The sequence below is a fragment of the Rothia sp. HMSC072B04 genome, assembly GCF_001813725.1.
In the GTDB taxonomy this organism is placed as follows: Bacteria; Actinomycetota; Actinomycetes; order Actinomycetales; family Micrococcaceae; genus Rothia; species Rothia mucilaginosa.
Genome location: NZ_KV813803.1, coordinates 220,104 through 235,937, shown reverse-complemented (window position 1 = coordinate 235,937; position 15,834 = coordinate 220,104). Strand labels below are relative to the sequence as shown.

Sequence of the window (15,834 nt, the reverse complement as noted above, 5' to 3'; positions counted from 1 at the left end):
GGCCCCGTTGTTGGTACCTTTGGAAAGGTCGCATACACAGAGCACGACCGATGAGGGAAAGGGAACCCATGAGTTTTATTGCGCGTCTGCGTGAAGATATTGAGAACGTCCGCCAGCACGATCCTGCTGCGCGCGGCGCTGTCGAGATTGCGCTGAACTATTCGGGTATGCACGCCATTTGGGTTCATCGTCTGACCCATAAGCTTTGGCAGAAGGATGAGACGAAGGCTCTGGCTCGTACTCTCTCGCAGTTTGCGCGTTTTCTGACCGGCGTGGAGATTCACCCCGGCGCGACCATTGGCCGCCGTTTCTTCATTGATCACGGCATGGGCATTGTCATTGGTGAGACTGCTGAGGTTGGTGACGACGTGATGCTGTACCACGGCGTGACCCTGGGCGGTCGCTCCCTGGAGAAGGTGAAGCGTCACCCCACTATTGGTGACCGTGTGACCATTGGTGCCGGTGCTAAGGTGCTGGGTCCGGTGGAGATTGGTGCCGATAGCGCTATTGGTGCGAACGCCGTGGTCGTCAACGATCACCCCGCCGATTCGATTATTACCGGCATTCCGGCGAAGCACCGCCCGCGTACCCCGGAGAAGAAGAAGCCGTTGGTGGACGCTGTGGAGTACATTGACCCCGCCATGTGGATTTAGTGCTTGTTAGCGTTTTGAGCCCGTAGAGGCGCGGCTGGAGGCTCCTCACGAGGCTCCGCGCTCCTCACCAGGCTTACACAGGTCTTCTCCCCTGCTATGCCCCTCAAGATATCCCTGAGGCATCTCGGGGGTACCCCATCAAGACATAACGAAAGCCCGCCCCGGTTGGATTCTCATCCAGCCGAAGGCGGGCTTTGACGTATTCAGCTACGGGAGCTTAGTGAACGTGAATGTCCGCTGCGTTCACCTCGGAACGGTCACCGCTCCACATGGTGTGGAAGGCGCCCTCTTCGTCAATACGACCGTAGGTGTGTGCACCGAAGAAGTCACGCTGACCCTGAATCAGGGATGCGGGCAGGCGGTCGCGGCGCAGGCCGTCGTAGTAGGACAGTGCGGAAGCGAATACCGGCACGGGGATGCCCAGTGCGGTTGCCTTAGCCACCACGCGACGCCAGGAAGGAACGAGCTCCTCCATGAGGTTCTTGAAAGCGGGTGCCAGCAGCATGTTTGCGGGTGCTTCGCCTGCGTAGGCAGCCATGATGTCGCCCAGCAGCTCGGCGCGGATGATGCAGCCTGCACGCCACAGCGATGCGATGGTGTCCAGCTTCAGATCCCAACCATATTCCTTACCTGCGCGGGTGAGCAGGTCCATGCCCTGTGCGTACGCAACGAGCTTGGATGCAAAGAGTGCACGGCGCACATCCTCAACGAACTCGGGGTCGCCTGCACCGATGCCGGTGGTTGCAATCAGACCTGCGGGCAGTTCGCGCTGTGCCTGCTCGCGCTGCTCACGCTCAGAGGAGGAGAGGGCGCGTGCGAACACGGACTCTGCGATAGCGGAGACGGGGGAACCGAGGTCCAGGCCAGCCTTAGCGGTCCACAGGCCGGTACCCTTCTGGCCAGCTGCGTCAACGATAACGTCGACCAGGGGCTTGCCGGTCTTTGCGTCAACCTGTGCGAGCACCTCAGCGGTGATTTCGATCAGGTAGGAGCTCAGGTCGGTCTTGTTCCAGGTCTTGAAGATTTCTGCCTGCTGTGCGGGCTCGATGCCTGCCACGGAGCGGAGAATGTCGTAAGCCTCGCCGATCACCTGCATGTCGGCGTATTCGATGCCGTTGTGGACCATCTTCACGAAGTGGCCCGCACCGTCGGTGGAGATCCATGCGCAGCAGGGTGCGCCGTCCTGGGGTGCCTTCGCTGCGATCTTCTCGAGCATGGGGCCGAGGTGCTTGTAGGACTCTGCGGAACCGCCGGGCATCATGGAGGGGCCCCAGAGAGCGCCCTCTTCGCCGCCGGAGACACCAACGCCTACGAAGTGCAGGCCCTTTTCAGCCAGGGCGTGCTCGCGGCGGATGGTGTCGGGGAAGTGGGAGTTACCGCCGTCAATAATGATGTCGCCCTCATCGAGCATGGGGGTGAGCTGCTCGATAACAGCGTCGACGGGTGCGCCCGCCTTGACCATAATCAGGATGCGGCGGGGAGACTCGAGGGAGTCGACGAGTTCCTGCAGGGACTCGGTGCGGATGAAGTCGCCGTCTGCGCCGTGCTCAGCCAGCAGTGCGTCGGTCTTCTCTACGGAACGGTTGTGCAGTGCCACGGTGTAGCCGTTACGTGCCAGGTTGCGGGCGAGGTTTGCGCCCATGACAGCAAGGCCGGTGACACCAATCTGTGCCTTCTTGTTTTCAGTCATGTATATAAGGATACGCGCTGAGGGCAGGCTATATATAGGTGGAGTGCACTTTTATGCTCTGAAGAGTCGCCCTTCTCACTCTTGGAGAAATATAGCGCGTGGAGAAAGTGCTTAGAACGGAAAAACCCCGGTACCTTGCGGTACCGGGGTAATTGGTGGGTCCTACCGGGATCGAACCGATGACATCCACGGTGTAAACGTGGCGCTCTACCAGCTGAGCTAAAGACCCGTAGTTCTCACTGTTTCGTTTGACGACCCAGTGGCGAACACAAGAAAAAACTATACGGGCTTTCGATATGACATGCAAATCCACGGAGCGTGTTCTATGTCTCAGTATTTTTTTCCTTTTCCCACTGCACCCCACACCAAGCCACACCAAGCCATAGTTGACACTCTCCCCTCAGATGGGTCGCACCCCCTCGTTCCGCGCCATTCCGCCAACCCCACCATTCCGCGCCATTTAGGTGCAAAAAGACCCTAACTAGTACTTTTGATGCGTATTTTTCCCACTCAGATAGTCACAATACGAAACCCACACCACAAAAACCCTCATTTGAGACCAAGAGCCCCAGCTTTAGGTCTAAGATAGTAGAGATAAGAAGCGATGTGGGTCTTACGGACCTATAGCGCTTAAACACAAAGATTGTTCGACAACGCAACATCGCGGGGCGGGCGATCTCACAACCGCACAGAAGAGAGGTTGGATTAGTTTGGCTAACGTACCGAACGAGCACTCCCTGAGCACCCTTCTCGATGGCTTCAAGGACATCGACGTAGAAGAGACCCAGGAGTGGGCCGAGTCCCTCGAGGACCTTATCAAGACTCACGGCACTGAGCGTGCAGAGTACATCCTTCGCGCACTGCTCAAGGAAGCTGGCGCAAAGGGCGTTAAGGTCCCGACTCTGGTCAAGACCGACTACATCAACACCATCCCCGCCGACCAGCAGCCCGAGTACCCCGGTGATGAGGAACTCGAGCGCCAGTACCGTGCATGGATTCGTTGGAACGCAGCAATCATGGTTCAGCGTGCCCAGAAGAAGGGCATCGGCGTTGGCGGTCACATCTCCACCTTCGCAGGTGTGGCTGACCTCTACGAAATGGGCCAGAACCACTTCTTCCGCGGCCGTAACCACCCCGGTGGCGGTGACCAGGTCTTCTTCCAGGGTCACTCCTCCCCCGGTGTCTACTCCCGCGCATTCGTTGAAGGCGTCCTGACCGAAGAGCAGATGGACGGCTTCCGTCAGGAGAAGACCAAGGGCGCAGACGGTATTCCTTCGTACCCGCACCCCCGCTGCATGCCCGAGTTCTGGCAGTTCCCGACCGTTTCCATGGGTCTGGGCCCCCTGAACGCTATCCACCAGGCATCCTTCAACAAGTACCTGCACAACCACAAGATCAAGGACACCTCCGAGCAGCACGTCTGGGCATTCCTGGGCGACGGCGAGATGGACGAGCCCGAGTCGCGTGGTGCACTGCAGCTGGCTGCAAACGAGCACCTGGACAACCTGACCTTCGTCGTCAACTGCAACCTGCAGCGTCTGGACGGTCCCGTTCGTGGTAACGGCAAGATCGTTCAGGAGCTCGAGGCATTCTTCCGCGGCGCAGGCTGGCACGTCATCAAGGTCCTGTGGGGCTCCGACTACGACGAGCTGCTCAAGAAGGACAAGAGCGGCAAGCTCATCCAGCTGATGAACGAGACCCTCGACGGTGACTACCAGACCTTCCGTGGCGAAGACGGTGGCTACATCCGCGAGCACTTCTTCGGCAAGTACCCCGAAACCAAGGAACTCGTTGCAGACCTGACCGACGAGCAGATCTTCAACCTGCGCCTGGGTGGCCACGACGACAAGAAGCTCTACGCAGCCTACAAGGAAGCTATGGAGACCAAGGGCAAGCCCACCGTCATCCTGGCACAGTCCATTAAGGGTGCAGAGCTCGGCCCCTACTTCGAGGCACGTAACTCCACCCACCAGATCAAGAAGTTCACCATGGAAGCACTGAAGGGCTTCCGTGACCACCTGAACATCCCCATCTCCGACGAGGAGCTGGAGAAGGATCTGTACAACCCGCCGTACTACCTGCCCGAGGCAAACCACCCGGCACTGCAGTACATGCAGGCACGCCGCAAGGAACTCGGCGGTTACATCCCCGGCCGTGCAAACACCCAGCCTGAGATTATCCTGCCCGAGTCCAAGGTCTACGCACAGACCAAGAAGGGCTCCGGCAAGCAGACCGCTGCTACCACCATGGCGTTCGTCCGCCTGATGAAGGACCTCATGCGTGTGAAGGGCTTCGGTCACCGTATCGCTCCCATCACCCCCGATGAGGCACGTACCTTCGGTATGGACTCCTTCTTCCCCTCGGCTAAGCTGTACAACCCCAACGGCCAGAACTACGTGCCCGTTGACCACCAGCTCATGCTCACCTACACCGAGTCCCCCGAGGGCCAGATCGTTCACGTGGGTATTAACGAGGCAGGCGCAACCGCTGCGTTCATCGCGCTGGGCTCCTCCTACGACACCCACGGCGAGCCGATGATCCCGATTTACATCTTCTACTCGATGTTCGGCTTCCAGCGCACTGGCGACGGCTTCTGGGCTGCTGCCGACCAGCTGTGCCGCGGCTTCGTCATCGGTGCAACCGCAGGTCGTACCACCCTGTCCGGTGAGGGTCTGCAGCACAACGATGGCCACTCCCCGATTCTGGCGTCCACCAACCCGGCGTTCAAGATCTACGACCCGGCTTACGGCTACGAGATCGCTCACATCGTGGAGCGCGGTATCGAGCAGATGTACGGTACCAAGGACGAAGACCACAACGTCATGTACTACCTGACCGTGTACAACGAGCCGATTCACCAGCCTGCTGAGCCGGCAAACGTTGACGTTGAGGGCATCATCAAGGGTATCCACAAGATTAGCGAGTCCCCGCTGACCTCCGGCCCCAAGGCACAGCTGCTGGCATCCGGCGTTGCTGTTCCGTGGGCTGAGAAGGCTCAGCAGCTGCTGGCTGAGGACTGGGGCGTCTCCGCAGACGTCTGGTCTGTCACCTCGTGGACCGAGCTGCGCCGCGACGGTATTGCCGCTGAGGAAGAGGCTCTGCTGAACCCGAACCAGCCCGCTCGCGTTCCTTACGTGACCCAGAAGCTGGCTGGCGCTGCTGGCCCGATCGTCGCGACCACCGACTTCGCTTCGGATGTTCCCGACCAGATCCGCCAGTTCGTTCCGAACGACTTCGCAACCCTGGGTGCTGACGGCTTCGGCTTCGCAGACACCCGCCCGGGTGCACGTCGCTTCTTCCACATCGATGCAGAGTCGGTTGTTGTCCGCACCCTGCAGATGCTGGCAAAGCGCGGCGAGGTTGCAGCAGACGTTCCCGCGAAGGCATTCGCTAAGTACGACCTGCTCAACGTGAACGCTAACTCCGAGCTGGAGCAGCACTAAGCATTTAGCTGTAGAACCCCGGTTCTGCGTTAGACGCTAAACGATGCCCCCGGTTGATGATTCATCAACCGGGGACATTCTATCTATTGGTTTTTGAGAACCCACTCTTTATATCGGAGATAAACTTCTGATAGCTGCTTTCGCTGTTCTTCTAGTTTTGTTTCATTATCCCGGATGAGCGGTTTTTGATACGAAGCTACAAGATTAGCAAGACCTTGAGCCATTCCTGTATCTTTACTGCATTGTGCTTCAATGACGCTGAGTCGAATTTCTTCTTCTGATGCCGGGGCATTATTATCACCGCTAGCACGAGTTGCATTTGATAGTTCTTTTGTACCCCATTCTTCGTCGCCTTTTCGTGGCGTTAGACCTTTATCCGATAGGCATTTCCACCATGCTTCACGGTATTTTTTCCATTCAGGATGATTCATGGCAGCTGCATAGGATTCGCCGTGGATTCGACGATAGGCTTCTGTGAGGCCACTTTGCTCTTCGAGGCTGATGCCCGCGATCTCTTTCAACGTGGCTAAGATTTCAGGCATGCACTGTTCCATGATTTTTGTGTCATAGCCCCCGGATGATGGTGCATTCCCTCGCTTGTAGTTTCCATATTTGGCGGCGTATTCGGGGGTTCCAGAGGCCAAACTCGCGACCGGACGAAAAGAATTTCCTATCTTCTACATCCGGGATATATATTTCATAGGATTGGCCGTGTTTTGCGAAACAGCGCTGCCTGAGAATTTCCAAGGCTCGAGTGTAATACTGGGAATTTTCATCTAAAAGGTCATTGTATTCTTCGAGTGGAGTAATGATTTGGTTGTTTTTATAGTCTAGAGTTGCTTGGGCTGTTTCATCACGTTCTAGTTGCGGGCCTGTAGAACAGGATGTGCAGGCTAACGTGAATGCAAACGTTATAGCCATTGCGGGTTGAAAGAATTTCTTGAGGTTCATAATTCTCCCTCCTTAATTGGATAAAGAATATGCGGCAGTAAAGAAAGCTGGGTTATGCTCTGGCGATAATCACCATGTAGTGCCCAGTAATACGGGTGCTTATGGAATCAGTTATTTATGCTGAACCCTATGCTGAACCAACGTTCAAGCAGGGCTTCGGGTATTGGGGAGTACCTGCTAGCTTGGGAGCGCACCCGTGGCGAAAGGATCAAGCCGCTATGTGCAGACAATACACAGGGGGTCTGCAGCGTCATGACTACTAGGAGAATGTTCTAGAGCTTCATCGTAAACTCCTAGTGTTTTGAGAAGGATGTCCTTCTGTATGAGTGAGATACGTTTCAAGACCTGGTGTATACCAAGTCGTTCTCTTAGATGCGAATCCTGTCTATGTAATCGGAATCATATTTAAGAGGTGGCTACAATCTAGCACTCATTAAGGAGTCTTTTCAAGCAACAAATGAGTCATGTGTCACAAAATTTAAGAGTGTATGTGTATAATAAGGTCTGTAAAATTTGGCATTTTGCGCCATTTGTGTACCGATAATTTTTTACACAAATCTTTTATATGACTAAAATCACCTAAAAGATACTCTTTATGATAAGAACACGCATGCATGTTTTAACCGATGTAGCCCGGAGGTAACGACTATTACCTCCGGGCTACATCAGTTATAGAGGGTTAGCCGGCGAAGTGGGCGGTCACCTCCGCCAGACGCGTCGGATTCACCAGGTCAGGGTGCGTACCCTCCAGCAGCACCGAACGGAACGACGAGGCATGCGCCGCCCAACCTTCCGCATCCAGGTACGGCTGATCCTCATGCGGCACACCCACCAGCAACACGTCCCCTTCAAAGAACGCCTGCTCAGCACCACGCATCAACGCCGCCGAAGCACGCATACTACCCAAGCACACGCCCAACTTCTCCTCCGGTAGGTAACCCATCGCCGAACCCGCCCGCTGCAAACGCTCCAACGTACCCGGCAGGTCAAGCTGCTCATCAGCGGCAGGCTCCGGCAAACCGCCCATACGCAACAGCGCACGGAAGCTCTCCTGCTCATCCGGCGCAGGCACGCCCTGCCACTGCTCCGAAGGATACGCATCCAACAGGATGACACGCTCAACCTGCGCACCCGCAGCCTGCGCCAACGCCGCAACCTGCACCGCGGCAGTACCACCTACAGACCAGCCCATCAGGGCAAAACGACGCGGCAACGAACGCTCCGCCAGAGTCTTCTCAATCAGCTTCAGATAGCCCTCAGCCAGCTCCTGCAGGCTCGACGCAAACCCAGCCTGCGGGTCAGAGAACGCCTCAGCCTGCACAGCATACACACCCTGCTGAGCAGGAAGATGCGAGAGATACCCCGCATAGCACCAGCCCAAACCACCCGCAGGCGGCAGAATAAACAGCGGCGCGGGGGCATCGGTAGCGTCATGCGCGGTAGGTTGTTCTCGCAGCGGCAGAACCGGCGCGAACTCCGCACCCTCGCCGCGCTCGCCCGCAATGGACGCCGCCAAAGCCTGCACGGTCGGATGTGCAAAAAGCGCACCGATGCTCACGCGCAGACCCAGCTGCTCCTCAACCGCGGCAATCACCTCAAGAGCCGCCAACGAATGACCGCCCGAGGCAAAGAAATCCTCGTCCACGCCGAAACGCTCACGACCCAGCACGCCCGCAATGATCGAGCACAGCTGCTGCTCCAGCAGGCCGTGCGGACCCTCAGCATCAGAAGTCTGAGGGGTCAGGTCCAGGGACGCCAACAGCTTGCGATCCGCCTTACCGGAGGGGCTCACCGGCAGAGCAGGCAGAGTGTGCCACAGGGTCGGAACCATGTAGTCTGGCAGAACCTGCGCACAATGCTCACGCGCCGCCTCCACCAGCTGCTCGGCACGCTCAGCGGGCACGTCGCCGACCTCCAGCACCGCCGCCAGGGCAGGCTCACGCAGACCGCGGTACAGCAGAGCCACCGAAGCGCTCACACCCTCAACCGCGGCAAGAGCCATCTCAATATCGCCCAGCTCCAGGCGCTGACCGCGCACCTTAATCTGGTAGTCCGTGCGGCCTCGGTAGCCAATGACGGCGCGACCATCGGGAAGAATCTCCCAGCACGCCAAATCGCCCGTACGGTACAGGCGCTGACTCTCACCGTCCAGCAGCGCGAGCGCACCGGCAGGAGCCTGCTCCACGAAAGCCGCCGCGGTCGCCTGCGGGTTGTTCTTGTAGCCGCGCGCCAGCTGCACACCCGACAGGTGCAACTCACCCGTCACACCCACCGGCACGGGGTGGCCGGTCGGGTCAAGAATCAGGGTGCCAGTGTTCCAGACCGGCTCGCCAATGGGCACGCTCTCGCGCTGCGGGTCGTTGGACGTCTCCCAGAAGGTCACGTCCACCGCAGCTTCGGTCGGGCCGTAGAGGTTCAGCGGGTACACGCCCAGAACCTCGCCCGCAGCCTGCACCTGGTCCTTCTGCAGCGCCTCACCCGAGCAGACCACGTAGCGCAGGGGCTGCTCTCGGTCCTGACCGAAGCCAGCATCCGCCAAGATGCGGCGCGCCGCCGGCGAAGAGGTCAGCGCCGACAGCATGGTCGGCACAAAGTGCACCGCCGTGACGGACTGCTCGGCAAACACGCGCGCCAGGTAGGCGGGGTCGCGGTGACCATCCGGGGCGGCAATGACCACGGCGGCACCCTCGGCGAGCGGCCAGTACAGCTCCCACACGTGCACGTCAAAGGAGATGGGGGTCTTGTGCAGAACGCGGTCGCCCTCCCCCACCGGAATCTGGTGCTGCTGCCAGCGCAGGCGGTTATCAATCGCGCGGTGGCTGATGGCAACGCCCTTAGGCCTGCCCGTGGAGCCGGAGGTGAAGAGCACGTAAGCGTCCTCGTCCAGGCCGGTTTTCGTGCCCGGAAGCTCCTCGGCGGCGGGTGCCTGTACAGCTTCCTCGATGGTCAGCTGCGGTAGGGTGTGCTGCGGCAGGTTCGCGTGACGCTGCGGCTCCTGCGGGTTCAGCTCTTCCGCGCTCAGGGGCTGCAGACCGGGGCCGTGCAGCAGCAGGGAACATTCGGCGTCCTCCATCATCACGCCCACACGCTCGGCGGGCAGATCAGGAAGCACCGGAACGTAGGTGGCGCCAGCGTACAGCAGGGCGTACAGCGCCACGTACTGCTCGGCGCCGCGGTGCACACGCAGACCCACTGCGTCGGAAGGGCGAACGCCCCAGTCCAGCAGCTGCGCGGCAAGCGCACGGGCGCGCTCGTCCAGTTCGGCGTAGGTGAGGGCGCGGTCAAAAGCGTAGGCGCGCTCCGACTCGGGGGTGAGCACCTCACCGGGCGCGGGGGCAGAATCCAGCACCGCGAGCGCCTGCGGATGCGCCGCCACCGCATCACGGAAGCGACCCAGCAGGGTCTTGTACTCCATCGGGTGCTCGGTAAGCGCCGGGGCGGTCAGCTCGCGCAAGGTCGCAAGCTCCGCCTCGGTCGCCAAACCGAGGTTGTTCAGGGAGGCACCCTCGCGCTGCGCCTCCGCCGCGTAGGCGGGTAGCCACTCGCTCAGGCGGGCGGCGTGGCGTTCCAGCTCCTTAGCGGTGTAGAGCGCCGGGTTCATGTCAATCTCGCAGGAGATGCTGTTGCCGCGGCCGGGCATGCCGCGCAGGGTGAAGGTCGCGTCAGCAACGGGACCGGCAGAGATATTGTGAATGCGCGCGGTCGGTACCGCGGCTCCGGACTCGTCCTTGGAGGGTGCCGCCAGCGGCAGCACCGCGTCAAAGGGCACCACGTTAATCTGCGCGCCAAATAGCCTGGACTGGGCGTTACGCGCGGTACGCTCGAGGTCTTCCTGACGAGTCAGCGGATGCTCCGCATTGCGGGCGTACTGTTCCTTCACCGAGTGCAGGGACTCCGCAATGGGGCCGGTCGCCGCAACCTGCACCGGCAGAACGTTCACCGCGGTACAGCCGGTCTGGGCGCTCGCCGTACCCAGGGCGCGGGTCGCCTCCGGCAGGGTGCGGGCGAACATGCGGTTCATCTGCGGCACGCCGAACGAAGCCTGCGGGTAGCCGCCCACACGCGCCAGGTACGAGCCGACGGCGGCGGTCGCCAGCACCGGCCAGGAGACGGCGTGCTGCTTTGCCGCATCCAGCAGGGCCTGCTGGGTGGGTACGTCAATGCTGAACGCCAGGCGCACAGACTGCGCCGACGGGGAGGCGGTACGACCCGCCAGGGAGGTGTCTTCCTGCTCCAGAGCGCCGCTCGCCTCCCAGAAGGCGACGTCTTTGTCACGGGCGGTGGAGGCGGCATCGTCGGCGTCGAGCAGCTGCTGCAGGCTCATGCGACGGGTTGCCGGAACCGGCTGACCGGCGGACAGGGCGCGGTATATCGCCGCCACGCGGGAGAGGCCGTTGAACGCGGCGAACCCGTCGGCAACCACGTGGGAGAAGGAATGGTACAACCAGAGGAACCCGCCGTAACGCGCCACTGCGCTGCGCACGGTCACGCCCTCATCGGTGGCGAGGGGCTGGGCGAGCAGGCGCTGTGCCCAGGCGCGTACCGGCGCGGGCAAATCAGAGTCGGGCAGGGCTGATTCAGGCAGGTCAGAGGCGTTCTCCTCCCCCGCCTCAGCGGTGCCGCTCAGCTCACCCTCATCCACGAGCAGGTCAATGCCCGACAGGAACGCCTCAACCGGCAGAATCTGCTGGGAGGCGGCACCATCAGCAATGCGGGTGCGCACGCGGAAACCCTCGTTCTCGCGGTAGAGCTGTTCAAAAGCCTCACGCAGCAGAGCGAGGTCGGTGTCTGCGGGGCATTGCAGAACCTCCGCGGTGTTGTAGCAGGGGTTCGTCGGGTCAATCGCGGCGGCAAAGTAGATGCCGCGTGCGTTGGTGGTCAGCGGTAGCCAGGGGCTGTCAGCGCTGTGCTGTGCGGAGGGGTTCGCGGCGGTGCGAAGGTCGGAAGCAGTCCCGAAGCTAGCGGGTGCGGTAGTATCAGCTACGCCCATGGTGGCCTCTCAAAGGTCTGGATTAGGGGTCTGGATTAGGGATGATATGCGGTGTGTTAAAGGTAGGTGTGAAAGGTAGGCTACTGCCCCGCCGCTTCACGCTGACAGAAGTGCGCTGACAAGGGTAAACGCAGCTACACAACACGGCGTAAAACCGGCGCAAAGAAAAACGAGGCGAGTAGCAAACACCCCGGGCGCCCGCCTGCATTCGCGGCAGGCGGGCACTCGGGGTGCGGTAACGCTTAGCCCAGGCGGGAGGCGATGAACTCCACGGTCGGGTTCTCCACCAGCTCGGTAAACTCAATCACGGCGCCCTCAGCGGCAAGGTCGTCGAGCAGGGCGAATGCGCCCATAGAGTCCATGCCTAGGGAGAACAGGTCGGTGGTCGGCTCGTCAAAAGCGGTCTGCAGGGAGTCGGGCTCGACGATGTACTTCTCCATGATGGGGCGCAGGGTCTCAAATGCGGACATTTTTCTCCTCAATAGGGGTAGGAATAAGGGCGTACGGTTTAGCTGAAAATGGTCAGCTCAAAGGGTTTAGCCGAAAATTTCGGCAAGCTTGGCGCGCAGTTCGCGGCGAGAAATCTTACCCACGTTCGTGGTGGGTAGCTCCTGCAGAACCTGCACTCGCTCCGGAATCTTGAAGTCGGCGAGCTTCTTCGAGGTGAAGAACTCGTGCATCGTGCGGCGCGGGTTTTCGCCCAAGTCGGCGCCTTCCTGCGGCACAATGACCAGGCCCACGCGCTCACCCACGGTCTCATCCGGGATGCCCAGGACCACGGCGTCAAAAACGTCGGGGTGGGTCAGCGCCAGCTCTTCGATTTCGTCCACGGCAATCTTCTCGCCATTGCGGTTAATCTGGTCCTTCGCGCGGCCGGTCACCTCAAGGTACTTGCCTGCGACCAGTCGCACAATGTCACCGGTGCGGTAGAAGCCGTCCTCGGTGAATCCGTAGCGGTTCGCGTTCTCCTCCAGGTAGTAGCCGCGAATCGTGTACGGGCCGCGGGTGAGCAGGTGGCCGCTCTCGCCGCGCTTGACCGGCTGGTCCTGATCATCAACGATTAGGATTTCGTCGTCGGGGCTAATCGGGTAGCCCTGGGTTCGCAGGCGTAGCTCAATCATGTCGGTCGAGCGGGTGTAGTTCACCAGACCCTCAGCCATGCCGAACACCTGCTGAACGGTGCAACCGAGCACCGACTCGATCTTGCCCGCAACCGCCGGAGCCAGCTTCGAACCGCCCACCTGCAGGGTCTGCAGGGACGGCAGGGACACGCCGCGCTTTTCCGCGGAGGCGACCCACGCCTGAGCCAGCGGAGGCACCAGCGCGGAGGTGGTCACACCCTCCATCTCAATGAGGTGGAACGCGGTCTGCGGGGACGGATCCGCCGCAAACACCAGCTTGCCGGAGGCGCACATGACGCCCAGGATACCGGGCGAGCTCATCGTGAAGTTGTGCGCGGCGGGCAGCACCACGAGCATGGTCGTGTTGTTGTTCAGCTTGCAGATATCGACCGAGCCGCGCACCGAGTACAGGTAGGCGGCGTGGGTGCGAGGAATCAGCTTCGAAATGCCGGTCGTACCGCCGGAGAGCTGCAGGAACGCCACCTGCTCGCTCGCACGCAGGTTCTCGGTGTTCTGAATGACGCCGGGCACGAACTCTTCAGCGAGCTCCTCTTCGGTCAGCGGGGTCAGCGGCTCCGCAACGTCGATAGCAACCGGCGGCTCCAGGGAGTTCTTGCGCAGCTCGGCGGCAACGTCCTCGTGCAGGGCGGTGAAATCCGCGCCGGGGGTCAGCGAAGAGAACACGTGCGCCGCCGCGTCGGTGCGGGTCGCGAAGTGCACGAGCTCGGTGGTGCGGTGCTGCGGCAGGCAGAATACCGGCAGCGCAGCCGCCCAGAAAATACCCAGCAGGTACACCAAGTACTCGGCGGTGTTACCCAACTGCAGCAGCACGCGGTCACCCGGCTGCACGCCCGCCTTCACGAGGCGCGCCGCAGCGGCACGGCCTGCCGCCTCCAGCTCACCGTAGGAGAGGCGAATCTGCTGGGGCTTGCCGTTCTCATCGAGCTGCGCGTGCGAAAGCGCCACCAGCGCCGGGAAGTGCGGCTTGGCGCGGCAGGCGTCCAGCAGGAACTCGGGGATGGTCTGGTCAATCCAGTAGCCGGCTTCGCGGTACTTCGCGGCAAAAGACTCGGGGATGAGCGGCGTGGGGGCCAGGGGGCTACGTTCTACGGTCATCTTCTCTCGATTTCTGTGTCGTTTGCGGTTTCTATAGCGCTCACGTGCTGCGTGCGTTCGCAGCGTGATGCCATCTCGTCAATGAGGGCGGGTGCGCAACCTGCGCCGGGTACCCTTCGGCACCCCTCGCGGCGCGGTAGTGTTGCACTTCTCTTAGGCTGTACTTCTCTAGGATACGGGCGCGGCGGTGTTTACCCTAACGGGAACCGCGCACGCCCACCATGCGGGGTGTGCTCTACCCGTGCAGGATCCCTAGGCGATCTCTCGCTACTCCTCAGCTAAGCTCCGCTCAGCGCGCTCAGCCTCCCGGCGGGCAGCAATAATACGTTCCAACGCCGGCACAATCGCACCGCGCCAGCACGCATAATCGTGACCGCCGTTGAAGGCCGTGCAACGCGCATTCTTCAGGCCCAGCTTTTCCAGGCGCTCCTTCAGCTCGCGGTGAGGCGGTACCAGAACCCACTCCTGCTCCCCCACCTCAATCTCAAGCTGCAGGTGGCGCAGGCGATCAATCTCGCCCGCCGCCTCCAGCTCGTCCAGGCGGTTCATGACCTGCGGCTGCCACAGCGACGAAGACTGCGCGATCGCGCCGCCAAACGCCTCCGGGCGGCTCAGCACCGCCAGCAGGGAGGACAGACCGCCCAGCGACTGACCGTTAATCACAATGTTCTGCGGCGCGGTCTTAATGCCGTGCACTGCCTCCAGGTGCGGGAACGCGATCTCTACCAGGTAGTCGGCAATCGGGTTGTCGCCGTTCAGCTCCTTCCAGCGGTTCTCACGACCGCCAGAGTGCAGGAAGAACACGTGCATCGCCGGAATACGGCCCGCCTCGTGGGCGCGGTTGAGGGTGTGCTCCATACCCTGACTGAACCACATCTCACCGTCGAACTGGATGAACAGCGGCGCATCCGGGGCGGGGTCACCCACGCGACCGAGCACATACTGGTGACCGTCAGAGGTCTGCATCCACTCGGGGGCGGGCAGCACGTCAATCTCTTCCTGAGTCAGGAGGAACTCCTGCACCGGCGCGTGCTCAAGCTGCACCACACCCATGCAACGACCGATACGGTTGCACGCGGTCTCGGGGTTCAGCGGGTCGCCCTCGCCGGAGTCCAGGGCGGCGCGCAGGCGCACCTGGTCGTCATCGCCCAGCCAGGCGGGGCGCTCGCCGGGCAGCGCCGGCAAGAAGTTGTAGGAGGCACGCCAGGTGGTTTCCATCTGCATGCTCAGCTGCCACCAGCCAGTGCCCTCGATGCGGGCCATGAGGGAACGGTCAAGGTTCTTCTCATCGGTCAGACGGTTGATGAACATGAGCACCTGCTCCGCCTGCTCGTTGCGGTACAGGAAGGTAACGATTCGCTCGTTCTCACTGATGCTGCCGTCTTCGCGGTGCACCGGCTCGATGATGGGGGTGCCTTCAGAGACGACCTCAAGGATGCGGGCGTTCAGCTCTTCGGGGCTGACCGCCTCGGCGATAATGGCGCTGATGAGGGGGCTGTCCACGCGCGGTGCCGGTACGGGGCGCGGGGTCTTGGGAGGGGTCGGGCGCACGGTCGGTGCAACGGTACGCGGCTGCGCCGAAGTAGCCTGTTCAGAAGTGTTCTGTGCAGAAATACTCTGCGCGGGAACGGTCGCGGTGGGTTCGTGCTCGCCCAACGGTTCCTCCTTGGTCTGTGGAAACACTCAATCGGTGAGAATCGGTGAGGAGGCGCATTATCATTAGTTAGCCTCTACTACCTCACTCTATGGTATCCCTTACCCAAACTCCAGCCAAAGGAAAAAGCAAAAGAACCACAACATGACATTCATGACAGTGAGCACACGCTAATAAAACCCAAGCACAAAGCCGCCACAACCCCGCCCAGCCCCA

9 protein-coding genes and 1 tRNA gene are annotated in these 15,834 nt (G+C 60.9%); 2 read left to right on the top strand and 8 right to left on the bottom strand.

Annotated features, from left to right (window positions below; translation table 11 throughout):
* The first annotated feature begins 68 nt into the window (after positions 1-68).
* Positions 69-653 carry a serine O-acetyltransferase EpsC gene (gene epsC, locus HMPREF2928_RS05380; protein WP_005505599.1) on the top strand — a complete coding sequence of 195 codons (585 nt, stop codon included), beginning with the start codon at positions 69-71 and terminating at the stop codon, positions 651-653.
* Positions 654-870: 217 nt separating this feature from the next.
* On the opposite strand, the gene gndA is transcribed toward epsC, so the two are convergent.
* Both gndA and HMPREF2928_RS05370 read right to left on the bottom strand, forming a co-directional pair.
* Positions 871-2,343 carry an NADP-dependent phosphogluconate dehydrogenase gene (gene gndA / locus HMPREF2928_RS05375; protein ID WP_070687573.1) on the bottom strand — a complete coding sequence of 491 codons (1,473 nt, stop codon included), beginning with the start codon at positions 2,341-2,343 and terminating at the stop codon, positions 871-873.
* A gap of 153 nt (positions 2,344-2,496) precedes the next feature.
* Positions 2,497-2,572: transfer RNA gene (locus tag HMPREF2928_RS05370), tRNA-Val, on the bottom strand.
* 481 nt (positions 2,573-3,053) lie between these two features.
* Between HMPREF2928_RS05370 and aceE the strand changes: the two genes are divergently transcribed.
* On the top strand, positions 3,054-5,786 hold the full coding sequence (aceE, locus tag HMPREF2928_RS05365; protein WP_049349019.1) for a pyruvate dehydrogenase (acetyl-transferring), homodimeric type: 2,733 nt from the start codon (positions 3,054-3,056) through the stop codon (positions 5,784-5,786).
* A gap of 83 nt (positions 5,787-5,869) precedes the next feature.
* Here the strand turns inward: aceE and HMPREF2928_RS09265 are convergent, their stop codons facing one another.
* The 6 genes from HMPREF2928_RS09265 to HMPREF2928_RS05340 form a co-directional block, all read right to left on the bottom strand.
* Positions 5,870-6,328, bottom strand: a complete 459-nt coding sequence (locus HMPREF2928_RS09265) for a hypothetical protein (protein ID WP_246823567.1) — start codon at positions 6,326-6,328, stop codon at positions 5,870-5,872.
* Positions 6,329-6,350: 22 nt separating this feature from the next.
* Positions 6,351-6,737 carry a hypothetical protein gene (locus tag HMPREF2928_RS09260; protein WP_070687572.1) on the bottom strand — a complete coding sequence of 129 codons (387 nt, stop codon included), beginning with the start codon at positions 6,735-6,737 and terminating at the stop codon, positions 6,351-6,353.
* Positions 6,738-7,416: 679 nt separating this feature from the next.
* Entirely contained in the window at positions 7,417-11,727 is a 4,311-nt protein-coding gene (locus tag HMPREF2928_RS05355) for a non-ribosomal peptide synthetase (RefSeq protein ID WP_210399873.1), read from the bottom strand.
* A 242-nt stretch (positions 11,728-11,969) separates the two neighbouring features.
* A complete protein-coding gene (locus HMPREF2928_RS05350; RefSeq protein WP_005507422.1) occupies positions 11,970-12,197 on the bottom strand; it encodes a phosphopantetheine-binding protein in 228 nt (75 codons plus the stop codon).
* A gap of 66 nt (positions 12,198-12,263) precedes the next feature.
* Positions 12,264-13,964, bottom strand: coding sequence for a (2,3-dihydroxybenzoyl)adenylate synthase (locus tag HMPREF2928_RS05345; RefSeq protein ID WP_070687570.1), 1,701 nt, complete (start codon positions 13,962-13,964; stop codon positions 12,264-12,266).
* Positions 13,965-14,231: 267 nt separating this feature from the next.
* Positions 14,232-15,620, bottom strand: a complete 1,389-nt coding sequence (locus tag HMPREF2928_RS05340) for an enterochelin esterase domain-containing protein (protein ID WP_070687568.1) — start codon at positions 15,618-15,620, stop codon at positions 14,232-14,234.
* Positions 15,621-15,834: the final 214 nt, after the last annotated feature.

What these genes read in the sequence shown, in the direction of transcription:
- epsC (WP_005505599.1), top strand. Translation starts at nt 69, where the DNA reads ATGAGTTTTATTGCGCGTCTGCGTGAAGATATTGAGAACGTCCGCCAG.
- gndA (WP_070687573.1), bottom strand. Translation starts at nt 2,343, where the DNA reads ATGACTGAAAACAAGAAGGCACAGATTGGTGTCACCGGCCTTGCTGTC.
- HMPREF2928_RS09265 (WP_246823567.1), bottom strand. Translation starts at nt 6,328, where the DNA reads ATGCCTGAAATCTTAGCCACGTTGAAAGAGATCGCGGGCATCAGCCTC.
- HMPREF2928_RS09260 (WP_070687572.1), bottom strand. Translation starts at nt 6,737, where the DNA reads ATGAACCTCAAGAAATTCTTTCAACCCGCAATGGCTATAACGTTTGCA.
- HMPREF2928_RS05355 (WP_210399873.1), bottom strand. Translation starts at nt 11,727, where the DNA reads ATGGGCGTAGCTGATACTACCGCACCCGCTAGCTTCGGGACTGCTTCC.
- HMPREF2928_RS05350 (WP_005507422.1), bottom strand. Translation starts at nt 12,197, where the DNA reads ATGTCCGCATTTGAGACCCTGCGCCCCATCATGGAGAAGTACATCGTC.
- HMPREF2928_RS05345 (WP_070687570.1), bottom strand. Translation starts at nt 13,964, where the DNA reads ATGACCGTAGAACGTAGCCCCCTGGCCCCCACGCCGCTCATCCCCGAG.